This is a genomic window from Trichormus variabilis 0441 (assembly GCF_009856605.1).
Lineage (GTDB): Bacteria > Cyanobacteriota > Cyanobacteriia > Cyanobacteriales > Nostocaceae > Trichormus > Trichormus variabilis.
In genome coordinates this window covers 3770375-3793045 of record NZ_CP047242.1, presented here as the reverse complement: position 1 = coordinate 3793045, position 22671 = coordinate 3770375, and the positions used below count along the sequence as shown (strand labels likewise).

General features: G+C 41.4%; 23 protein-coding genes and 2 tRNA genes. 11 read left to right on the top strand and 14 right to left on the bottom strand.

Annotated features, from left to right (window positions below; all coding sequences use genetic code 11):
* Positions 1-1178: 1178 nt before the first annotated feature.
* Positions 1179-2741: a phytoene desaturase family protein gene (locus GSQ19_RS15475; RefSeq protein ID WP_011318825.1), complete on the top strand. Its 1563-nt coding sequence runs from the start codon at positions 1179-1181 to the stop codon at positions 2739-2741.
* Between the two features lie 72 nt (positions 2742-2813).
* Here GSQ19_RS15475 and GSQ19_RS15470 read toward each other — a convergent pair whose 3' ends face one another.
* Both GSQ19_RS15470 and GSQ19_RS15465 read right to left on the bottom strand, forming a co-directional pair.
* Positions 2814-3047, bottom strand: a complete 234-nt coding sequence (locus GSQ19_RS15470; protein ID WP_011318824.1) for a DUF3134 family protein — start codon at positions 3045-3047, stop codon at positions 2814-2816.
* A 97-nt stretch (positions 3048-3144) separates the two neighbouring features.
* Positions 3145-3936, bottom strand: coding sequence for an ion transporter (locus tag GSQ19_RS15465; protein ID WP_011318823.1), 792 nt, complete (start codon positions 3934-3936; stop codon positions 3145-3147).
* Between the two features lie 65 nt (positions 3937-4001).
* Here GSQ19_RS15465 and GSQ19_RS15460 point away from each other — a divergent pair, with 65 nt between their 5' ends.
* A complete protein-coding gene (locus GSQ19_RS15460; RefSeq protein WP_011318822.1) occupies positions 4002-4427 on the top strand; it encodes a nucleoside deaminase in 426 nt (141 codons plus the stop codon).
* Between the two features lie 16 nt (positions 4428-4443).
* Here the strand turns inward: GSQ19_RS15460 and GSQ19_RS15455 are convergent, their stop codons facing one another.
* Entirely contained in the window at positions 4444-5103 is a 660-nt protein-coding gene (locus tag GSQ19_RS15455; protein WP_011318821.1) for a response regulator, read from the bottom strand.
* Positions 5100-6305 (bottom strand): sensor histidine kinase, encoded by a 1206-nt coding sequence (locus GSQ19_RS15450; protein WP_011318820.1) that lies wholly within the window; start codon positions 6303-6305, stop codon positions 5100-5102. The genes GSQ19_RS15455 and GSQ19_RS15450 overlap by 4 nt, the downstream gene beginning before the upstream one ends.
* 294 nt (positions 6306-6599) lie before the next feature.
* Here GSQ19_RS15450 and GSQ19_RS15445 point away from each other — a divergent pair, with 294 nt between their 5' ends.
* Positions 6600-7106: a pilus assembly protein gene (locus GSQ19_RS15445; protein ID WP_041456187.1), complete on the top strand. Its 507-nt coding sequence runs from the start codon at positions 6600-6602 to the stop codon at positions 7104-7106.
* Between the two features lie 310 nt (positions 7107-7416).
* Positions 7417-7490, top strand: a tRNA-Met gene (locus tag GSQ19_RS15440).
* Positions 7491-7524: 34 nt separating this feature from the next.
* Here GSQ19_RS15440 and GSQ19_RS30270 read toward each other — a convergent pair.
* Positions 7525-7659 (bottom strand): hypothetical protein, encoded by a 135-nt coding sequence (locus GSQ19_RS30270; RefSeq protein ID WP_255449082.1) that lies wholly within the window; start codon positions 7657-7659, stop codon positions 7525-7527.
* Positions 7660-7662: 3 nt separating this feature from the next.
* Entirely contained in the window at positions 7663-9723 is a 2061-nt protein-coding gene (locus tag GSQ19_RS15435) for an amylo-alpha-1,6-glucosidase (RefSeq protein WP_011318818.1), read from the bottom strand.
* A 198-nt stretch (positions 9724-9921) separates the two neighbouring features.
* Here GSQ19_RS15435 and GSQ19_RS15430 point away from each other — a divergent pair, with 198 nt between their 5' ends.
* Both GSQ19_RS15430 and GSQ19_RS15425 read left to right on the top strand, forming a co-directional pair.
* Complete coding sequence (locus GSQ19_RS15430; RefSeq protein WP_010998772.1) at positions 9922-10533, top strand: peroxiredoxin; 612 nt, start codon at positions 9922-9924, stop codon at positions 10531-10533.
* 301 nt (positions 10534-10834) lie between these two features.
* Entirely contained in the window at positions 10835-11371 is a 537-nt protein-coding gene (locus GSQ19_RS15425; protein WP_011318817.1) for a peroxiredoxin family protein, read from the top strand.
* Between the two features lie 294 nt (positions 11372-11665).
* On the opposite strand, the gene GSQ19_RS15420 is transcribed toward GSQ19_RS15425, so the two are convergent.
* The 5 genes from GSQ19_RS15420 to GSQ19_RS15400 form a co-directional block, all read right to left on the bottom strand.
* Positions 11666-12667 carry a DnaJ C-terminal domain-containing protein gene (locus GSQ19_RS15420; RefSeq protein WP_011318816.1) on the bottom strand — a complete coding sequence of 334 codons (1002 nt, stop codon included), beginning with the start codon at positions 12665-12667 and terminating at the stop codon, positions 11666-11668.
* Between the two features lie 120 nt (positions 12668-12787).
* Complete coding sequence (locus GSQ19_RS15415) at positions 12788-13339, bottom strand: AAA family ATPase (RefSeq protein ID WP_011318815.1); 552 nt, start codon at positions 13337-13339, stop codon at positions 12788-12790.
* A gap of 167 nt (positions 13340-13506) precedes the next feature.
* Positions 13507-14796 carry a glucose-1-phosphate adenylyltransferase gene (locus GSQ19_RS15410; RefSeq protein WP_011318814.1) on the bottom strand — a complete coding sequence of 430 codons (1290 nt, stop codon included), beginning with the start codon at positions 14794-14796 and terminating at the stop codon, positions 13507-13509.
* Between the two features lie 210 nt (positions 14797-15006).
* Positions 15007-15330, bottom strand: a complete 324-nt coding sequence (locus tag GSQ19_RS15405) for a hypothetical protein (RefSeq protein ID WP_224311874.1) — start codon at positions 15328-15330, stop codon at positions 15007-15009.
* 32 nt (positions 15331-15362) lie between these two features.
* Positions 15363-17099: a S8 family peptidase gene (locus GSQ19_RS15400; protein ID WP_011318812.1), complete on the bottom strand. Its 1737-nt coding sequence runs from the start codon at positions 17097-17099 to the stop codon at positions 15363-15365.
* Between the two features lie 505 nt (positions 17100-17604).
* Between GSQ19_RS15400 and GSQ19_RS15395 the strand changes: the two genes are divergently transcribed.
* The gene (locus GSQ19_RS15395; protein WP_011318811.1) at positions 17605-19071 is read left to right on the top strand and encodes a glycoside hydrolase family 13 protein; all 1467 of its coding nucleotides are present in this window, start codon (positions 17605-17607) and stop codon (positions 19069-19071) included.
* Positions 19072-19250: 179 nt separating this feature from the next.
* On the opposite strand, the gene GSQ19_RS15390 is transcribed toward GSQ19_RS15395, so the two are convergent.
* Positions 19251-19670, bottom strand: coding sequence for a fasciclin domain-containing protein (locus GSQ19_RS15390; RefSeq protein ID WP_011318810.1), 420 nt, complete (start codon positions 19668-19670; stop codon positions 19251-19253).
* Positions 19671-19848: 178 nt separating this feature from the next.
* On the opposite strand from GSQ19_RS15390, the gene GSQ19_RS15385 reads away from it, so the two are divergent.
* The 4 genes from GSQ19_RS15385 (at position 19849) to GSQ19_RS15370 (ending at position 21282) form a co-directional block, all read left to right on the top strand.
* Positions 19849-20085 (top strand): DNA-directed RNA polymerase subunit omega, encoded by a 237-nt coding sequence (locus GSQ19_RS15385; RefSeq protein ID WP_011318809.1) that lies wholly within the window; start codon positions 19849-19851, stop codon positions 20083-20085.
* Positions 20086-20234: 149 nt separating this feature from the next.
* The gene (locus GSQ19_RS15380; RefSeq protein WP_011318808.1) at positions 20235-20774 is read left to right on the top strand and encodes a hypothetical protein; all 540 of its coding nucleotides are present in this window, start codon (positions 20235-20237) and stop codon (positions 20772-20774) included.
* 18 nt (positions 20775-20792) lie between these two features.
* Positions 20793-21158: a DUF1818 family protein gene (locus tag GSQ19_RS15375; protein WP_011318807.1), complete on the top strand. Its 366-nt coding sequence runs from the start codon at positions 20793-20795 to the stop codon at positions 21156-21158.
* 50 nt (positions 21159-21208) lie between these two features.
* A tRNA-Pro gene (locus GSQ19_RS15370) sits at positions 21209-21282 on the top strand.
* 85 nt (positions 21283-21367) lie between these two features.
* On the opposite strand, the gene GSQ19_RS15365 is transcribed toward GSQ19_RS15370, so the two are convergent.
* Both GSQ19_RS15365 and GSQ19_RS15360 read right to left on the bottom strand, forming a co-directional pair.
* On the bottom strand, positions 21368-21766 hold the full coding sequence (locus GSQ19_RS15365) for a TIGR02588 family protein (protein WP_011318806.1): 399 nt from the start codon (positions 21764-21766) through the stop codon (positions 21368-21370).
* Positions 21763-22647 (bottom strand): TIGR02587 family membrane protein, encoded by an 885-nt coding sequence (locus GSQ19_RS15360; protein ID WP_011318805.1) that lies wholly within the window; start codon positions 22645-22647, stop codon positions 21763-21765. Before GSQ19_RS15360 ends, GSQ19_RS15365 begins: the two co-directional genes overlap by 4 nt.
* Between the last annotated feature and the right edge of the window lie 24 nt (positions 22648-22671).

The window sequence follows — 22671 nt, the reverse complement described above, 5'->3', positions numbered from 1 at the left end:
ATCACATAACATATTTAGCACTAATAAATTAGGCATATGCTATAAATATTGATTACTATTATATGCGTATGTAACATTGATACCTCGGTGTTTGATTCGAGATGAACCTTTTTTAGTGCTTCAATTATATGTTTAACAAAATAAAGTTTTAGCTATCTCTGTCAATAGTTTTGCTCAGTAAGCTGAAAACTATATCCTTGGATATAGTTTGAAGACATATTCTCAGCAATATATTTGTTTAAGAACATGAATCATAAAAATTCTGGCTATGGGTGCAGATCATGAATACTAATATATACCACTATGAATATAGTTAAAAACGATGTAATATGATATTTTCAGGATTATAAATTATAATCGTCTGTGCAGTTTACTGAAAGTCTAAATACTGCTATTATCCGTGATTAAAAGAGAATTTAATCTGTATTTTTTAGTAAATTGTAATGTTTCTATCTCTATCATAACCATAGTTCAAAATATTTGAAAATTTGCTCAAGTATGGCAAATGGCAAGGAATTTATAAGTGATAATCAGACTAAATTGTAAGTAGTGAATCCTTTTCATGGGATGTGTTAGCGTAGTCTTTCTGAGGGACGGGATTCCTTCGACCATAGCCTACTATTGCAAATATGGTTTCAATCACTATTAGGACTTACACACCCAGTTTGTCTAAGAGTGTAAGTGTTTAAAACCCTTACACCCCTACACCCCTACACCCTTAACCTCTACATCCTGATCAAAACCCTTGATTTTTCTTTTTCGTGTGTAAGTCATAACTATGTTAAAACAAGTACGTAAAAAATTTGGGTTGTGTTAAGAAAAACAAATAGTTTCCCAGGAATTTTGAGATGTTAGATAGACTAAAAAATATCAGTCATAGATAAAAGTACTGAGTTTGATTAGTAGTAATTAGTTACAGATTCTTCAAGATGGAAAATGCAATCATCCTCTTTAGATACCTTAACTATAACTAAGTGAGAGGAAAATAAACAGTCTAGTTAGCTTAATTCTCGTCTTCTCAATGCAAACTAGACTAAATATCGACTCTGATATTTAATGTTTTTCCGGTTTCTCAGTACTATTGGATGAAAATTGCAAAAACAGTAACCATATTATAAGAAGTTTTAACAAGAATATTGATGAAATTAAGAGCAATCAAGATTTCAGAGGGGGAGAATATGGAAATCTTTGATTATGTAATTCTCGGATCTGGTTTGGGTGGATTAGCAACGGCTGCTTGTTTAACTCGCCAAGGATATAATGTGGCAGTTTTAGAAAAACACTATTTACCTGGTGGCTGTTGTCACACTTTTGATTACGGCGAATATAGTTTTTGTGCGGATGTGCATTATGTTTCTCAATGTGGCCATGGCCAGGCGATCGCTCAATTTCTCTACTATATTGGTCAAGATGTCCCTTTTAATAGCCTTGACCCCGACTGCATAGATCGCATCATCACCCCAGAAGCAGATTTTAGAATTCCCTTGGGATGGGAAAGTTTACGCTATCGTTTGCTTTCTACCTTTCCTGAAGAAACCAATGCTATTAACCGCTACTGCAACGAAATTCAACAACTTCATCAAGAAATCCGTAATTTAGCGCAAGAAATTCGTTGGTTTGACCAAAAGCTATCTGACTGGTTAAAGTTACCTAAGTATTTTAATCTTTTTAAAAAGCGCAATTGGACTCTGCAAGACTTGTATAACTATGCCGGGTTATCGCCCAAACTCCAAGCTGTGCTGGCTGGACAAAGTGGCGACTATGCACTACCACCCGCAGAAATTGCTTTACTGACCCATACTTCTCTGGTTTGGGATTATTCTGAAGGTGCTTATTATCCCAAATATCACTTTAAGCACTTGGTTGATACCATTGTTGAGACAATTACCGCCGGTGGTGGTGTCATTGCTTATGCTACGACGGTTAATCATATTCAAGTTAGTGGTGGCAAAGTTCATACTGTCATTGCTGATGGCAAAATCTATCGCGCCACCAAAGCCTATATCAGCGACCTTGACCCTAAATTAACAGTAGAGTTGATGCACGATAGTGAAGCTATCAGCCACAAAGAACGGCGACGACTGACCGATTATGAATACTCTGCCAGTGCTTTTAATATTTACTTGGGTTTAGATAACAATTTTGATCCACAACGCTACGGCATTGGTAACTGGAACATTTGGTATTATCCTACGGGAGATTTAAATAGAGAATATCACCAACAATTGCAAGGTGATTTCAGTCATCCGTGGATTTTCCTTTCTTGTCCGACGATGAAATCTCATGAACCAGGAATGGCTCCAGCCGGGCATCATGTTTTAGAAATTGCCACTGTTTGTGCTTATGAACCTTTTGCATATCTGCATAGTAACGACTCGGCAGCCTATAAAGCTAAAAAGCGTGAGATCTACCGACAAATCATGAACAGTGTGCGTGATATCGTTCCAGATATAGATAATTACATCAGGATGAAAGTTTACGGCACACCCACAACCAGCGAATATTATCTGGGACAACCACAAGGTAATATTTACGGTGCGAAATTAGTCCCTAGACAGGTGGGGTTAAATCGCTTGGGTTACACAACAGAGTTACCTAACTTATTCTTGGTGGGGGCTAGTGCTGGATATCCTAGTGTTCCCGGTGTAATTGGGAATGGCATGGATGTTGTAGAATTGCTGACTGGGAAATCTGTCAGGCAGAAAACTAGCGCGCCTCAACGATTGGTGGGGATGAGGTAAGCGATCGCAGTAAAATGGCGATCGCTGGTTTATTCTTCAATCTTCACTTCTAAAAATTGCCAGCACTTGCTTCTACTCTTCTAAATCCTCTACTTCTTCTGCATCAAAACTATAGGCATCTACAAACTCTTCCACGTCTTCTTCATCTACCTCGTCTTCGTAATAGTAGTCAATAGGTTGGTAAGAAACTAATCGACCTGTACTTTGTAACCAATCCAGCAAAGATTCTTCTTGTTTGAGAGGAATGATAGCGCCTGACTGGTGACGAGGTTCTTCGTGGAGAGCAGGGTTAGACAATTTAATCATTGTTTTGCACCACGAATCTCTCTTAATTACTAGTGTGATTGGTGTATTTACAATGACTTCTGTCTTATGGGTGAGGTTTTTGATTAATAGGTTAGAGTTAATCCATTTTTTGGCTGGGTAATTTAGTTCCGCAACGTTTACAAAACTCTGCATCCTGATCGTGAAATTTTAGACCACAATTCAAACATACAGTTTCTACCTGATTGGCTGTTTTGACTACGCGCCTAATTAAATCTCCTACTTGCCAAGGAATGATGGCTACACCTGTCAAAATCATCAATACAGTTAATAATCTACCTAGTTCTGAAATGGGAGTTAAATCTCCAAAGCCTACAGTAGTCATTGTGACCACTGAGAAATAAAAGGCATCTAAAAAAGTATTATAAACTTGAGCATTTACGGGATGTTCTACTTGATAAATTAAGCCAGAATAAACAAAAATTATGGTAAACAAAGTAAACAGTATGCGAATAAAAATTATCCCGTCTTCGGAACTAATACTGCCAAATAAAAATTTACTATCAATGAATCTAATTAATCTTAAAATTCTAAACCAGCGTAATATCCGAATAAAGCTAATATTTACTAAGCCTAATAAAAATGGCATAATTGCTATTAAATCAATAATGGCATAAAAGCTAAATATATACTTTAGTTTATTTTCTGCACTCCAAAGGCGGAGGACATACTCTACTGCAAAAATTATCAATATAACTGTATCTATTTGATCCAACTGCAACCTAATAGAATCAGGTATAGCGTAGGTTTGAGCGACAAAGATGCCTGATGATAATAGAACCAAGGCAGCAATTGTCAAATTAATAGCTTTACCTAATGGTGTTTCTAGGTCTGTTAAGTAAAATTCAGTTTGTTGTCTACTCAGTAACATACTTCACGATATCTGCTTAAATATGGTATTTTTACCGTCTATCTGACTGAAATATCAAGATAATTATGAATCCAGAATATTTTATGCGTCTAGCGATCGCCGAAGCAAAAAAAGGAGATGCGCCATACGGTGCGGTAATTGTCAAAGATGACCAAGTTGTGGCATTTGCACACAACACTGTTGGTAGAGACAATGATCCTTCTGCTCATGCAGAAATTAATGTGGTTCGCCGTTTAACCGCGCAATTGCAAAGCTTTTCCTTAGAAGGTTATAGCATATATACCACCGGTGAACCTTGCCCCATGTGTGCCGCAGCCTGCGTTTGGAGTGGTATTGCAGAGATTATATATGGTGCTTCAATTCAAGATCTAATTTTAGCAAATCAAGCACAAATCCAAATATCTTGTGAAGAAGTAATTGCCAAATCTTTTAGGAACATCAAAGTGACTAAGGGTATTCTTCGGCAGGAATGTTTGAATTTGTTTGCGTGAAATCAGATAATCACTTTTATTCAGGTTCATTGAGATGACTTAAATAGGTATTGGCAATGATAGCGGCTTGAGTGCGATCGCGCAAACTCAAACGATTTAAAATATTCGTCACATGATTTTTAACTGTCCCCTCGGAAATATAGAGTTGCTGGGCAATTTCTTTGTTATTTGCACCTGCGGCAATTAAGCGTAAAACTTCTTTTTCTCTGGGCGTAAGATCAGCTAAATTAGTCGGCGCAGGTGGCGTGTGGTTTGGTGTAGACTGAAACTGCACTAAGAGTTTCTTGACTATTCCTGGGCCTAGTTGAGTGTAACCTTTCTCGACTGCACGAATTGCCACAGCTAATTCTTCTGAGGGTGTATCTTTGAGTAAATAACCCATTGCACCATTTTGTAAAGCCGCTTTGACATATTCATCATCATCAAAAGTTGTGAGGACTAGAACTTTAACACTGGGGAAATTTCGTTGAATTTCTTGTGTAGCAGCTACTCCATCCATAATTGGCATTCGCATATCCATCAATACTACATCTGGATGGAATTGGGGAATCAAATCAATAGCGATTTTTCCATTTTCTGCCTCTCCCACAATTTCTATATCAGATTCTAGCTCTAATAATGCTCTTAATCCTTGACGGATCAGATTTTGATCATCTACTAATAAAACTTTAATCATATTAATCTGCTTGCAGGAATATCAACTGTAATTTGACAACCATAACCAACATCGCTATTGATGGCAAATTTTCCTCCTAAAGCCAAAGTGCGATCGCGCATACTTTGTAATCCAAAACCTGTAGTATTTTGTTGTATATCAAACCCTCTACCATTATCCCGAATTATCAAAGATAAGCTACCTCGATTGAGAGAAATTTCTAAAATAACTTCTGTGGCTCTGGCGTGCTTAGAAATATTAGTTAAAGATTCTTGAATGATCCTATATATGGCTGTACTAACTTCTGTTGATAATTTATAATCAAGATTAAAACTACTAGTTAATATAATCCCGGTATTCTGTTGAAAGTCTTCTGCTATGATATCTATTGCTTGCTCTAAAGTTTTGTCCTGCAATGGATGAGATCGCATAGTAGAAACAGAATTTCTCACATCTTGTAAAGCTTTAGAACCAAGCTCTTTTGCCCTAACTAAAAAAGTTTGTGCTTTATTGGGATTAGACTGTGCAAGTTTTAGCGCAGTTTCTAATTGTAAATTCAATGCTGTGAGCGAATGACCTAAAGAGTCGTGAATTTCCCGCGCAATGCGATTGCGTTCTTCTAGAGTTGCTTGGTTTTCAATACGTAGAGCATATTGACGTAGTTTTTCATTCGCAACGGCTAGTTCTTCTCGACTCTGACGTTCTGATAATAAGCTATTCATTAACAGCAAGACGAAAATTAAGCTTAAGCCAAATACAAGTGTCAAACTCAGCGTGAAAAAGCGAAAACGCTCTTGAGCTTGTAGTGGAAGTGGAGGACGAGGTAATCGATTTATTAAGGTGAATAAAAACAAACTAAACGAAATCAAAGTGACAGATAACCGTCCAGGTAACTTAAAGATTAAACAACTACGAGTCACTAAAATGATGTAGAGAAAGGGAAACATTCGAGCTGCTCTCCCTTCAAATAGTCCAGTAATGAAAATTAAAATTATTTCACAGGCAGTATAAACTATTTTATTTAGGTTATTACTAGTAGGTAATCTTAGTCCCATTAATCCAAAAATTGTGAGACTAATAATCGTAATTTCTGGAAACCTACTGGAAAATCTAGGTGAGGGATAGGGCAATATCGATGTGATAATAGATATTGCCAACAATATCCATTCTAGATATAGTAAAAAGCGGAAAGGGTGGTTATGAACTTTAATATATTGACCCATAGTTTATACTGCAAAATATAGTGACAAAGAATGTATAAGTCAGGATTGACAATAGTGAGAACATCACAAACCATATAAACTTTTAACTTATTTCAATTCTTTTGTATTCTGACTTCTGGATTCTGACTAGTTCTCTATGTTTACTTTATTTTTTATCAGACCACCAGTCACTTGACTCAGGTTTGAAGCATGACAAAAGTCATGGGTGTATTCATGACTTTCTCCTCATGTGGATAGTTGATTTGGGTTTCTAAGATGGTTACATTCCCACAGGAAAACACATCAAGGAACCTAATGCAACTCAAACCCTTATCCCTATTAGTTGGAGCGCTGGCGCTCACCTTAACCGCAACCCCCTTCGCTGTTCAAGCACAAACAAATTCTTCTTCTGTGTTATTAATCGCACAGGCTGGAAAGAAAGGCCCTTGGGAAAGTTTGGGATTAAGCAACGAACAGAAAGCCAGAATACAAGAAATTGGCCGTAATAGCCGCGCCCAAATTGAAGCAGTTTTTACCCCAGAACAGAAAGCCAAAATGGAAGCCGCACGCCAAGCACGTCAGGCGCAGCGTCAACAAGGTCAACGCCCACAAGCCGGCCAGCGCGGTGGTAAGAAGAATTTTGCTGAATTAAATTTGACTGAAGACCAGAAAACTAGAATCCGGTCAATTCGCCAAACTTCACAACAACAAATGGAAGCAGTTTTAACCCCAGAACAGCGAACTAAATTACAAGAGCTGAAAGCTAATGCCCGTCAGCGCTGGCAGCAAAGACGCAATAATCAACCTTCACCTCAAAGCTGATAATGCTACCCCTTGCTACGTCCACTATTTCAACTCCTGGCCTACGCCAGTTTTTAGATTTGGTTGACCGTCTGGCTGAAGCAAGGGGGAAATCTTCTCCCAATTGTGGAAATAGAGAAACTATGCTTACTCTCAAGAAAAACAAGGGTGTAAGGGTATAGGGGAAGAGAAAAAGTGTTTCTCCTATATTTTGCTAGTGCGCCACCGCGCTAGTTAGAGGCTTATATCAAGCAACCAGAGAAAATTCATTTCTCAGAGTGCTAGACAAAAATAAATTTGTCAGCTATATTAAGAAATGTGTGAAAAACAAGGCTCAGTAGCTCAGTTGGTTAGAGCACGGGACTCATAAGCCTGGGGTCGTTGGTTCAAATCCGACCTGAGCCATATCTAAATTTAAGCTATACAAGAGTTTTTCTTCCTAGTCATTAAAGACGGGATAAATATATAAAGCTTTGTAAGCAGGAAGGCGATCGCCTTCGGGAGTGTCAAAGATAATAGTTTTGGCTATTACCAATGACCGATTAAATATTACCAATCTCCACAAACCAAACACAAATCATGTCGTCCGCAAATGGCGAATCACTTCTGCGACTGACCAAGCCTGTGCTACGGCTCCTCTTGCTCTATGAGGAGGGTCACCATCAAAAATTTCGGAAATAGAACCCAGACAAGCATCACTTAAAAAGTGATCTAATAGAGGTTGCCAATCAAAAGGCAATGGTTGTTCTGGGTAAAAACGCTGCCAAGCGCGGATAAAAGGCCCAATTAGCCAAGTCCAAACGGTACCTTGATGGTAAGCGCGATCGCGTTTTTCGGGATTGCCTTCATATCTGCCAATATATTCTGGATCTGCCGGATCGAGGCTACGAAGACCATAGGGGGTTAACAGGCGATAAGTTGCCAAATCTAATATTTGTTGTCCCTGTTTTTGGGAAAATCCGCAGTGGTGTAAAGACAAAGCTAAAATCGCGTTGGGACGAATTTGTGCGTTCCGGCGATCGTCTAAATCGATGGTGTCGTACAAATAACCAAGCTGTGGATTCCAAAATTTTTGCAAAGAAGCTTTCACCTGTTGGGCTTGTTGAGCATAACGCCGCCCCTGTTTTTCCAGACGAACAGAATCACCCAAATCCATCTGACTCAATCGTTCAGCCCATTGACTCAGCCAACATAAAGCAGAATACCACAGAGCGTTAATTTCCACTGCTTTACCTGGACGAGGAGTCATCGGCTCTCCCCCAACTACCGCATCCATCCAGGTAAGGGCAACATTTGGAGCATCCCAGCCAATCAGACCATCAGTCGCATCGAGTTGGATATTGTAGCGAGTACCACCAAAATATGCTTTGTAAATTTGCTGGACAGTGGGGAACTGTTCCGCCAAAAATTGCCAATCTTGGGTAGCTTCCAGGTACAGTCCTAAAGTTTCAATCCACCATAGGGCTGCATCAATACTGTTGTAATATGGTTCGCTGTCAATATCAGGAAAAGCGTTAGGTATCAAACCGTGGCGGCAATAACGCCCAAAGGTTTGCAACAGACCTTTTGCTAATTCAAAACGCTTGGGTACTAAAGCTAAACCAGGTAAGGCAATTAACGTATCACGTCCCCAATCATTAAACCAGTGATAACCAGCAATTACCGTAGGGCCTGCAATGGAATCTCGATAGACAATAAATTGATCCCCGGCTTTGAGTAGTTGCTGCCAAAGTGGGGATGAGGAGGAAATATGGAAAGATTCTTCCCCATCGCTCCTATCTTCCCCCCATTCCCAACCAAAAACCTGAGACAGTCTTTCTTGCTCTGCTTCCACGGCTTCGGCAAAGGTGTCGCTGGTTAAGGAATCTGTGAGTTCAGCCGGAAAACCCATCCGTGCTTCTAGAGTGACTGTGTCTCCTGGTTGGAGAGTCACTGTCAAATAACCAGGGCTGTGGAGGTCTTCGCGATCGCCTAATCCCCGTTGTGTTTCTTCTGGTAAGCCATAACGCCAATACCAAACTGCATTGGCTTGATATTCTCCTTGCGACCACCGCAACTGCCAAGGTGTGCCGAAACTACCAGAATTCATGGCTTGCAAGTAGATTTGCTTGTTACCCAGGACTTGGGAAAATTGTAAATCTAGGCTATTGGTTTGTTGATGGTGAAAGTCGCGATCGGCAATTAGCAATCGCAGTCTCAATACGGCAGTTTCTCTACCTTCGTAACGATAGTGAATTAATAACCGATGGCGAAATTGAGATTCTTGAGCCTTGAGTTCACATTCTTCTCCACTTTCCACTACACCGTAAGGCATCACAAGTTGCCTACTTAATTGCCAGTCTCCTTCACCCCAAATCCACTTAGGTACTGGGTTAACATCAAAAGAACGTAGTAGCTTGTAACCAGTGGGTGCAATCTCACCTGTACCCCAAATATTCGTCCCCAATGCTACGACTTTTCCTGAGACTTCTAAACTAGCTTCTAGGTGCGACAGCAGTAAGGTGCGTCCAGAAGGCGGATTTGTCGATGCAAATAGCCAACCGTGGTAGGTTCGTGTACGGATATCCGAAACAGTACCACTGGCAAAACTTCCTAAGCCATTAGTCAGCAACCATTCTCTTGTATCTAAATCATCCATTTGCTACTCAAAATCGTTATGACTATGATATAGTCGTAACAGATCGTAATCAAACTGTGAGACAGCCCGAAAGGACTGCGTACCCGTAAGGCTTCTCGGAGAGTACCCGATAGGGTGAAAGCGTGGATGGGTAAGTTTATTCCTAACCCAAACTCCAATACCTAGTAAACCGATATAAGTTGAAGGAGAATTAAGTTAATGTCCATCACCTACGGAACACAAGAAAGCCTCCGCGTTGGTCAACAGGCTCCCGATTTTACAGCAACAGCTGTAGTTGATCAGGAATTCAAGACAATTAAGCTTTCCGACTATCGTGGTAAGTATGTTGTCTTGTTCTTCTATCCCCTAGACTTTACCTTTGTTTGCCCCACGGAGATCACAGCATTTAGCGATCGCTACGAAGAATTCAAGAAACTTAACACCGAAATTCTCGGTGTGTCCGTTGATAGCGAGTTCTCCCACCTAGCTTGGATTCAAACTGATCGTAAGTCTGGTGGTGTTGGCGACCTAAATTATCCCTTAGTTTCCGATATTAAGAAAGAGGTTAGCGACGCTTACAACGTACTAGACCCAGCAGCAGGTATTGCTTTACGTGGTCTGTTCATCATCGATAAAGATGGTATCATTCAGCACGCTACTATTAACAACCTAGCTTTTGGTCGTAGCGTTGACGAAACCCTACGGACATTACAAGCAATCCAGTATGTCCAGTCTCACCCAGATGAAGTTTGCCCTGCTGGTTGGCAACCTGGCGAAAAGACCATGACTCCCGACCCTGTGAAGTCCAAAGTTTACTTCGCTGCTGTTTAAGAAGGCAGTTGGCGATCGCGCATCTCTCGAAGAGAGGGTAGCAGGCAGAAGGAAAGAAAATAGCCTCATTGGTTCATAGCTGTTTCTTTCATATGTTTATTCTGCCCCTCTGCGATCGATTACTTTATTTAGAAACCTTCCAACTTCTATCCTGCTTGCAAGAGTTAAATAAGATAATCATCCGCACCACAGATGAACGCAGATAGACACAGATATAAAATCAGTGTTAACTCCAGTGTTTATCTGTGGTTTTATAATTGTATTTTCCATCATATTACTACTAGATAATTTTCAACTGTTTATGTTAACTTCAACAGATTTTAGTGGCTTATTGAATGAACGGTTCTTTCGTAATTTCTTGCCTATTCCCGCTAGCAACGAATTAAGGCTAGATGTAGGAACACCAGACTTTCAATTACCAGATATTACCAATGGAACATTAGTTAAACTATCAAATTATCGAGGTAAACAGCCTGTATTACTGGCATTTACGCGAATTTTTACAGAAAAGCAATATTGTCCCTTTTGCTTTCCTCACATCAAAGCTTTAAATGAGAACTACGAACAATTTACCAATCGCGGGATAGAAGTTTTATTAGTTACGAGTACTGATGAAAAGCAAAGTCAAATAGTAGTTAAAGATTTGAGCTTAAAAATGCCTTTACTTAGTGATCCGAGTTGTCGGACATTTCGTACCTATCAAGTAGGGCAAGCCTTGGGAGCGCCTTTACCAGCCCAATTTGTCTTAGATAAAGATGGTAGATTGCGTTACAAGCATTTATTTTCGTTTTTTGATCACAATGCTAGTATCGAGAAATTGTTAGAAAAATTTGATTAAAATTGGTAATAGGAAAAAACAATTATACCAATTTAAAAAAAGAACCCTTGTAGAGACGCGATGAATCGCGTCTTCTTCACCCAATGATGTGTTGCCATCATTAATTGAATCGGTATTAATATTACCCATTACCAACCAAATCAACCATAGAAATTCGATTTGATTTCAGAAAAATTATCAACATCTGTAGGGTGAGCAATGCCCACTAAAACCATGAGCCGATGGGCAATGCCCACCCTACGTTTTAAAAATCAAGTACGAATCCTAGATATAAATAATTAGCAAAACGGAATATCACAACTTAACTTGTTGTAAATGACTCCGGGGATTGTAACTGCGGATAGCCCGGATTTTTTCATAGTATTCTCGCTCTTGTTGGCTCATATCTTTTGGTGGAACAATAGCCACTTTGACAAACTGATCACCCCGTCCGCCTTTGGCTATAGGCCAGCCTTTGCCCCGTAAACGGAGTGATTGACCAGAACGCACACCAGCAGGTAGTTTAACGTTCACAGAACCATCGGGTGTAGGCACATCAATGGAGGCTCCCAGCGCAGCTTCATCGGGAGTAATGGGAATTTCGCAGGCCAAGTTATCCCCTTCAATTTGGAAAAATGAGTGGGGCTGAAATTCTACTTTTAAATATAAATCGCCTCTTTGTTGTGTCATGGGGTTAAATTGACCCTTACCCCTGACCCGTAAGCGAGTACCGGGTTTAGTACCAGCCGGAATTCGCACATCAATAGTTTCGTTACCTAAATTAAAGCGCTTTTGAACTCCAGCAAAAGCTTCAGCAAAAGTGAGGCTGATGGTAGCTTCGGCATCTTGACCACCGCCTGCTGTGCCTACATCTTGAAATCCAAAGTCATTAAAGCCGCCAAAACCACCTCCTGGTCTACCACCAGAAGTGCGATAAGAGTAACCTTGTCGCCCACCACGAGGCGCAGCACCACCAAAGCGCCCTAACAACTCATTAATAAATTCATCAAAATTGCCGTATTGGCTGAAGTCCACTCCACCCATATCGACACCAGCGCCACCCCCAGGGAAGCCTTCGCCTACTTGTCGCCAATATTGTCCAAATTGATCGTATTTTTGGCGTTTTTCGGCATCTGACAAAACTTCGTAGGCTTCGTTAACTTCCTTGAAGCTTGCTTCCGCCTGTTTATTCCCTGGATTAACATCAGGGTGATATTTGCGGGCTAATTTGCGAAAAGCTTGTTTAATTTCCTCTGGAGTGGCAGTTTTACTAACTCCCAAAATCGCGTAATAGTCTTTGAAGTCTGTTGCAGCCATCTACCAGCCTCCTGTAGAAATTTCTTTAAGTTTTTTTCTAAGATTTGAAATTGAGAATTTGCTAGGTCTAATGCCAACGCATAAATATTCTGATTTTAAATTAACAAATAATAAAGAAAATCAAGTGTGGTTCACGCTCACTGGGTCAGGGCAATTTCCGTACTTATCGATGGAGGAAATGGGGAGTAGGGAGCCTTGAATGGGGGAAGAGATATTTTCATGGACAATTAGGTTTTCTAGTCCTTCTTGTAGGGTGGGGGGTGCATCGCGGAGTTGGCGGTGCATTCGTAGGATGACATCTTCGGGGACTTGGCGTGGGCGTTTTTTGTTACGTGCTAGACATAACCAGACGGGTGTTTTGATCCAAACTCCTGTAATGTCGGTAAAGCCTAATTCACGGGCTAGGGCAATAAGTTCACGACGATGGCGGCGTTGGGCGTTGGTAGCATCGAAAAGGGCGATTTTATTGGTAATCACAGTTTGCTGTAATTGCCGCTCTATCTCCCGCCAAATTAGCAGCCATGACCCTTGAATTGCTTCTGAGCCAAACAGTTGCCCCCTGATGGCATCTGTGGAAATCAGCTGCATCTGGGGGCATTGTGCTACTAATTGTTTTGCCAAGTTTGACTTACCGCTACCAGGAAGACCAATCAGTAATATGAGTTTTGTCATTAGTCTAGGGTCAGTAGTCAGTAGTCAGTAGTCAAAGTTGTTGACTGTTGACTGTGAGGCAGTCGCAGTCTTGGCGCTTTGCGTCGATTGCGAACTGCCGTTCTCCGTTCACGGAGCGTTCCGTAGGAAAGGAGTTCTCGAAGAGTACCCGGAGGGTTGACTGCTGACTAAATTATTGTGCCATCGGTAATGACGGCATTTTTGAGAACGACGACAATGCCACTGCGGATGTAAAATCCTTGACTTTCGCGGTCGGCTTCCTGCACGTTGTCTTTATTGATAATTTTGACATCGTGACCGATGCGGGCATTTTTATCGATGATGGCACGGCGAATAATGGTATCTGGGCCGATGCCTACGGGGATGTCTCCTTTGTCAATGCTGCACTGGCGTTCCACTGAAGCTTGGTAGAAGTCGGCACCCATGAGTAAAGATTCTTCGATGACGCAGCCGGTTTCAATACGCGATCGCACTCCCAATACTGAGTGTTGAATGCGACAGTTTTTCAGAATACAGCCTTCGCCAATGATTGATTCTGTAACGTGGCAATCTAATAGTTTTGTGGGTGGTAAGTAACGTGCGCGGGTATAAATTGGTGCTTCTTCGTCGTAGAAGCTAAAGGGCGGCATGGGCTGCTGAGTCAATGCTAAATTAGCATTATAAAAAGCTTCGATTGTCCCAATATCTTCCCAGTAGTCATCGAATAAGTAAGCTTGAACGTTGTGATCTTTGGAGGCATCAGGAATAATTTCTTTGCCGAAATCAGTACGTTCTAAAGATTCCTTCAACAGTTTGATCAAAACATCTTTTTTAAATACGTAAATCCCCATCGAGGCGATGTAAGGCTGTGATGCTGCCTGTTCTGGTGTCAAGCCTAAAACGGTGGTATCAACACGCATTTTGGTTAAGGCTTCGCCTTTGGGTTTTTCGCTAAAATCGATGACTCGTCCAGAGTTATCGATCTTCATTAAACCAAAATCCGAGGCGCGGCGATCGTCAATGGGAATTACGGAAAGTGTGATATCCGCATTGGTTTCTCGATGGCGCTGGATAAATAGGCGATAATCCATCCGGTACAGGTGATCTCCTGACAGGATCAAAAATTCATCTACGTCCCACTCTTGTAACATCCAGAGATACTGACGTACAGCATCGGCTGTACCTTGGAACCAGTTAGGGTTCTCTGGTGTCTGCTGGGCGGCCAGCACTTCCACAAAACCCTCGCTAAAACCACTAAAGTTGTAGGTACGGGCAATGTGGCGATTGAGAGAAGCTGAGTTAAATTGTGTTAATACGTAGATTTTAAAAATTTCCGAATTAATGCAGTTACTGACAGGGATATCTATTAGGCGGTATTTCCCTGCCACTGGTACTGCCGGTTTAGCGCGGAGTTTGGTTAGTGGGTAAAGGCGAGTACCCGCACCACCACCAAGAATAATTGCTAAGACTTTTTTCACAAGATTTCTCCCAACTGCCTTTCAACTCCCACCTACAGTTTAGGACTGTCTGTGGCAGCTGGTAAGGGGGGATCAAAGATTATCTTGAATGAATTTTAAAAAACCTTACTGGTGACGTATCGTGTAGCCATTGATCACAAAACAATTTCTACTGTATTAATTTGCACTGGTAATTAAAAATATTAGATATGTTAATAGTTACACTATTTCTTAATCTCGCCTTAATTTGGTTGAAAATCTGTTGTGGTGACTACTGAGTAAACTTAATTTTGGCGATCGCATAACGTCCAGTGTAGCTGATTGCCTCAAGAATTTCACCCAAGGTTGGGCGGATAACTGAGAAATCTGATCAGGTGATACTGTGGCTGTAAATATTTCCTGGTTAGCTTTGACACAATTAATTCCCAGACTCTTTAACACAGCAGTTGCCCCAGCATCTAAGTGAGTGTGTGTATGGATAAATATCTCTAAACTGCCTTCTGGCGATTCATTTAGCGCCATAGTCAGGGCTGCATCTAACTTTTGGTAATCCATAATCATGACTTTTTGGCTAAAAACCCTCAATCTCAGCCGATTAATTTTGCAGCATTAATCAGCCCAAAACCCCATTTGGGGTCAAATGTACCAGGAGGTTTACCAGGGATAGAACTACTTTGACGTAGTAAGTCTTTAATTGCCTCCGGGTCTAGGCTAGGGTTGCGTTGCAGAAGTAAGGCGATTAAGCCGGTGATGAACGGTGCAGCCATACTTGTACCAGACATGGCGATAAACTGGGGATTAATGGTCATTGAGCGATCATCACTATGAGCATAACCAGAAAGTGCAGATACAATCATTGCCCCTGGTGCAGCCACATCTGGTTTTTGGGTATTGTTCCGCAGAGGGCCTTCACTACTAAAATCCGCAATGGTGTTTAAATCAAGCCCCATTTCTTGAATCTGACCATCTATATCTTGAAACTTGGCTTTGGTGGTGTAAGCAGCAACCGTCACCGCACTTTTAGCGCAGCCTGGAGAACCAATTTTTAAGGCATCCTTGACACTTTTACCTGTAAAAAACACTGAGGATGTATCGTCCAGTGTCCACACATCCAGTCTAGTATCAGATGAGGAAGTGTTGCGCGATCGCAATTGCCACACACCGCCTTGTACTGGTGATTTACCCTGACCACGAATCTGTACAAAGACATTGTAATCACCATTGGCTGGGTCTGGGCCTGGGGTGACAATTTCTACCTGAGAATCAGGTAAATTATAACTTTGGCTAGGATTGCCGTCAGTGATAATTTTTTGCCAAGGACTAACAAAACCGTTGGGACTCTGTACCGATACTTCCAATTGGCCACTACTGGCATACCAAGCATTTAACCAAACTATACCAATTTGATTTAAGGGGACATGAAAGCGCATTCCTCGGTTGCGTCCACTGGGAATGTTTGCTTGACCGTGAATATTGTAGTTACCTTCATTACCCGCAGCGCAACATACAATTTTGCCTGAACCTGATTCTGCATCAATAATTTGTGATAGAGAATCAGTGCCATCATGGGCATCACTATGATTACCTAAACTAATGTTAACTACGGCTGGTCTTCCCAACTCACCAGCTACCCGAAAAATATAACGGATGCCATCGGCAATATGGGCATCTTGTAAATCAGATTTGACAATGACTAACTCGGCCTCTGGTGCTACGCCGCGATAGGTAGCATCCGCACCAGCCGCAATGCCAGCAACATGAGTACCATGACCTGCCGTATCTTGAGAAATGGTAAGTTGTGTTTCTGTAAATTCCGCACCGTAGCCACCCTCATTTACCCCTGGGCCTGGTAGAGTTTGATCCCAAATCCGCAAAATCCGGCCAGTAAAAGCATGGTGTTTGGCATCGATTCCTGTGTCGATAATGCCGATGATGACACCTTTACCAGTCAATCCTGTTTTGCCATGAAAATCTGGCAATTGCACGGCTTGGGGTGCAACATCCATCCGCAGCTTGAGTTGACGTGAAGGTTTAATTCTGTGGATGGCGGCTTCTTCTGATATGGCGGCGAGATTTTCTAAGGGTAAGAAAGCTGTACGAACACTGCCGGAATTTTGATTTACTTCCACCCCGTACTGTGACAAATGGCTTAAGTCAGCGTCAGCATCACAGTAGATAAAGATAATACTTTTGGTAGGTTTGATAACTGTTTTAGGGGCAATTATACCTAGAAAATGCCTATGCTTTATTAAAGCTGTCTGTCCTTCATTTTGAAGGTCTTGATAGGCTAATAACAATGCAGGCGCAAGTTTTTCATGTCGCATTTTGACACCAATTTTACAAGAGTATTTAAATTAATTAGTGCTGGTATTGATGCGACTCTGGATGGGGTAATTGGTAGTAAGTAATTGGTAATTGGAGGAAATTTAGTAAGTTTTACTCATTACTAATTTTTGAATTGATAAATTCCTAATTAGGTTATTACCTTTAGCAATATCATTAAATCAATTCAAAGAGTAGAAAATAAACTGGAAATATTTATATATGGGAATCAGATTTGATTATTGAATAAGAGTAAGTATCTGTAGGGTGGGCATTGCCCACCATATCCGGTTTTCGGTGGGCAATGCCCACCCTACATATATTTGTATTTTTTGAAAACTTCAATAGGTAACAACTAGTAAACAATTACCAATTACCAATTACCCAAACTTGATATAAATTAACTACTGATGACTGATAGGTAAATGTAAATTTTCTATCATAAGTAAGAATCACAAATAGGTAATTATTTGTAACGATCGCACCTGAAGGCATAAAAGGGAACTCATGCAAATTCAAACACCAGACTGGGTGAAAAACGCTGTATTCTACCAAATCTTTCCAGACCGTTTTGCTATAAGTAAACAGTCCCGGAAGCGGCTGTTGCGTGATGTGCGTTGGGAAGACTGGGACGCAATGCCAACACTGCAAGGATACAAAGGCGGTGATTTATGGGGCATTATGGAGCAGTTGGACTATATTCAAGATTTGGGCATCGATGCCATCTACTTTACGCCCATCTTTCAGTCTGCCAGCAATCACCGCTATCATACCCACGACTATTATCAAGTAGACCCGATGTTGGGTGGGAATGCCGCTTTTAAGGAGTTACTAGACGCGGCCCACGAACGCAATATTAAAGTTGTCCTCGATGGCGTATTTAATCATTCCAGTCGAGGATTTTTCTTTTTCCATGACGTTTTGGAAAATGGCCCCCATTCTCCTTGGGTAAATTGGTTCAAAATAGAAGGCTGGCCTCTTGCACCATATACAGGTGAGTTACCGGCAAATTACGTAGGTTGGGCTGATAATCGTGCCTTGCCCGTATTTAATCACGATAACCCAGACGTACGGGAATATATTATGGAAATTGCCGAATATTGGCTTAAATTCGGCATCGACGGCTGGCGATTGGATGTACCATTTGAAATTAAAACTCCTGGCTTTTGGCAAGAATTCCGCGATCGCGTTAAAGCCATTAACCCCGAAGCTTATATTGTGGGGGAAGTGTGGGGAGATTCCCGTGAGTGGCTAGATGGGACGCAATTCGACGGCGTGATGAATTACTTATTTGCCGGGCCGACCATTGCTTTTACCGCAGGCGATCGCGTAGTCTTAGAACAAGTCCAAAGCCGCGACTATCAACCGTATCCGCCCCTATTCGCCGCCGAATACGCCACCAAAATTCAGGAAGTACTGCAACTTTATCCTTGGGAAATTCAACTTACCCAACTCAACTTATTAGCCAGTCACGATACAGCCAGACTAATGACCATTGCTGGCGGTGATCAAGCCAGTATAGAATTAGCTACCCTATTACTACTTACCTTTCCTGGTGCGCCGAGTATCTACTACGGTGATGAAGTGGGTTTACCGGGAGGTATAGACCCCGATTCTCGCCGGGGTTTTCCCTTAGAAGCCAACTGGGATAGAGAAATTTACCAGACTCACCGTCAATTAATAGCCTTACGCCACGCTTACCCAGCCTTACGCACAGGTGAGTATCAAGTTATTTGGGCGCAAGGTGCATTGTATGTATTTGCCCGTACTTTAGGTAAGGAAGAACTGATTATTGCTGTAAATGTAGGTACAGCACCAGCCCAGGCTAATGTAGATGTTGCTAGTTTGCAGACTCAGCCAGATAAAATCCTGTATGGCGAAGCAGAATTTAGCTGGCACAATACAGAAGAAACAAAACAACTTTCCTTAAATCTCCCCCCACGTAGTGGCTGCATTTTGGGTTTAGGGGATTAGGGACTGGGGATTGGGGATTAGGGATTAGGGATTAGGGACTGGGGGTTGGGAAGAGATAATCCCTATGAGTTTAGAGATGTTCTTTTTATTTCTTTTGCCTTTTAACTTTTTACTTTTGCCTTATTCGGTAATACCCAACCCCATTCCCAGAAGAAATCCTTTCCGCAGGCTATGAGGAACTATTTCCCCGCTACCATTGCCGGCATTAAAACAGCGTCGATAACATGAATCACACCATTATCAGCCAGGATATCTGTTTGCAGGACATTAGCACCATTCACCTTAAATTTACCGTCGATAGACTCAATTGCTAAAACAGATCCTTCCACGGTTTCCGCTTCTGCAATTTGCACCAAGTCATCCGACCGGACATCACCAAAAGCTACGTGATATGTGACAATCTTTTTTAACTTGGGTATATCTTTAAGCAATGCTTCTAAAGTTCCCTGTGGTAACTTTGCAAAAGCCTCATCAGTAGGTGCAAACAAAGTAAAAATCCCAGGACTATTGAGAGTATCTAAGATTTGTGCAGCTTCAGCCGCCTGCACAAACTTATTGAATTTTCCAGTTTTGACAGCAGTTTCCACAATGTCAGCCATAATATTTGGTTAATTTATTGACTTCACAATTACAACCAACTTATAAACAGACAAAAGCAATCAACCTCTATCGCAAGAAAGGTCATTACTCACCAGTTCTTACCCCTCCCTGCCCCTGAAGAGTCCCTAGTCATGATAACTACTGCTAAACTAGGGTAGTCCCTAAGAACCCATTACTATGCTCAAGCGTTCTAAATTCGAGACAACCCAATCTCAGATTATGCACCGTGCTGAGGATTTAATTAGTGCAGCTTCCAATCGCTACCGCATTACGGTTCAGGTGGCAAATCGCGCTAAACGTCGGCGTTATGAAGAATTTGAGAGTGCTGAAGATTCCATGATGAAGCCAGTACTCAGGGCAATTATTGAAATGTCTGATGAATTGACACAACCAGAAATCATTGGTGAAATTTAAAATATATTGCTGAGTTGAGAGTGCTATTAGCGATAGCGGGGCGTTCAGTCCGTGCTGAGTTGATAAGCAATCGCTTTGCACTTTCTTCTCAGGGTGCCTGTGATATCAAAAACAAGCTTGCGCTTTAGTCAACCCTCCAGTTTGTAGTTGTGAAGTTTAACTCAGCGTTGATAAGTACCTTCGTGGTAGCGGGTGTTATTATTTTTAGTGCAGGTAATTTAATCAGCATCCAACCTGCGGTAGCCCAAAGAATTAGTCCTGGTGACGTTTGGCAGCTAGTTTATCAGCAATTGCCTGATTTTCCCAAAGAAAACCAATATATCAGTAAAGAATCGGGAAGAGTTGCAGAAAATAACACCTTAGCATCTCGCCTCATTAGATATCACATATATGTCAAAGAACGTGCGCCCAATTATCGCCTAGATTGGAAATTAACTCTGGCCGATTACTTGGATGCGAATGAAATTATGTACGAAAATACCTATCCTGGTAATGATACATTGCGGCAGAATCCCTTAAAAGGCGATCGCGCGATTATTTCTCGCCTCAGTCGCACTCAGCGCAATGCCTTAGTACAAGTATTAACCAATATATTTAACCCCAATACCCCCACTCAACCAACCCCACGCCCCAGCACTCCCCGCACCCCAACCCCACCCCCAACAGGAGGCGCTGAACTCCTCAAATAACCTCTTCATCAAAATGTTATGGAACGTCTCATTAAAAGCGGTGCTGGCTGGCGTATTGGCTGGAACCCCGACGCAAGGGAATATAGAGGTTTAGTCGGTACTGACGATTGGGCAATCGAGTTAACCGAAGCTGAGTTAGATGATTTTTGTCGCCTCTTAGCCAAGTTAGCCAACACCATGAAGCAACTCACCGCCGAGTTGATGGATGAAGAGAAGATTGCCTGTGAAGCCGAAAGCGATTTATTATGGATGGAGGTAGAGGGTTATCCTCATGAATACAGTCTGCACTTTATCCTCAACACAGGACGTTGTGCAGAAGGTAAATGGAACGCCTCTGCTGTGCCTAGTCTGTTGCAAGCTGCGGCAATGCTCAAAGTTTTTTGAACTTACCCCTTGATTTCACAAAGCGTTTGCGGTAATATAGTAATTCTGACCGGGGCGTAGCGCAGCTTGGTAGCGCGCCACTTTGGGGTAGTGGAGGTCGTGGGTTCGAATCCCGCCGCTCCGATTGATAAAGCCTAGATTATAAGGCGTATATAATATTTAACTGAAACCCTAACCATTTGTGGTTAGGGTTTTGTTTTGCTTTTTAATTATGGCAACTTATAGCTAGCAACACGCACAATTAGTTTTCCTTGACGGGGGTTTTGGCTAAAGATAAATGTACCCTCCTCCTTCTCACCGTCAGATAAGAAGTCAATTTGTTGTTCTCCTGTTTCCACAACTTCACCAGTAATTTGTAATTCAGCAATAATTTGTACTGATTCAGCAGTTTCGCCACCAGTATTTACTATCTCGAATGGAACGTAAAATTGTCCGTTAACTTCCCGCATTACTTGTTTTTTCGTAACAGATAAAACGGGGGGTTTATTTTCCTCATGTAGCCAAAGATAAGCTACTAAGCTCATAATAATTCCGAGGATAAACAAAGCAATACCGAATGTTACCCACTCAGCTAGAGAACGTGCTGATTTTTGTTCTGCTTCCATCATATTGCTAACCTACCAGCAGCACCACCAATTGTTGCAGGTAAACCTAAAACTAAAGTATGTTCTAGCCACATTCTCCAAGGGTCTGCAAATGTTACTTTTTGAAAAAACAACAACATTAATGCACTTGCTAACAAAGATACTAAATAAGAAATAGTTGTTTCACTTAATGGACGTTGAAAAATACCCTTTTGTTGTCTACGTTTTTTCTGGTCGGAAAAACCAGCTTGGAAGACAATAGCATAGGAAATTACTAAAGATGCAGCGATTAATGCGAGTAGCCACGGCGGTGAAATAGCGGCTGCTAACATGGGAACTTCATCCGTAGGCGCGATATTAAAAGCAATGACAATTGCACCGATGAGAGTCGCACCTAAATCAGCCAAAGTTCCATACAAACCATTTTGTTTATACTTGCTGAGTCCGTTTTCTTGATGATCACTGGATGGTAAATTATTCTGGTTGCTATCTCCAAGAAACTGGTTAGCTAATGCTACACCCAAAGTAAAAGGTACACCTTCAAAAACAATTTTACCCAATGATTCTTTTAATGAAGTTTCTGGCGTGATTTCTTGCAATAACCACAACATAAAAGCAGCACAAACAAACCCAATCGCCATTGCTTCTACAGTATCTATGACAGCTTCATCCACTCGCCAGTTATTTTTGCGTTTGCGAAAACCTTCAGTATAATTGAGGAGGAAAACTACGATAAACATCAAGGCGATCGCTATCATAATTAATCTTGGTTTTGCTAGCGAGCCAATCCACCAGACTTCCATCGTATATATTAAAGGTATACCAAATAGAAAACCTCCACAAGTACCCCGTAAAATATCATTTATCTCGCGTTTCCACCCATTTTTCTGATATCTTTTAGCCACTCCTAAGATTTACCTATTTAATTT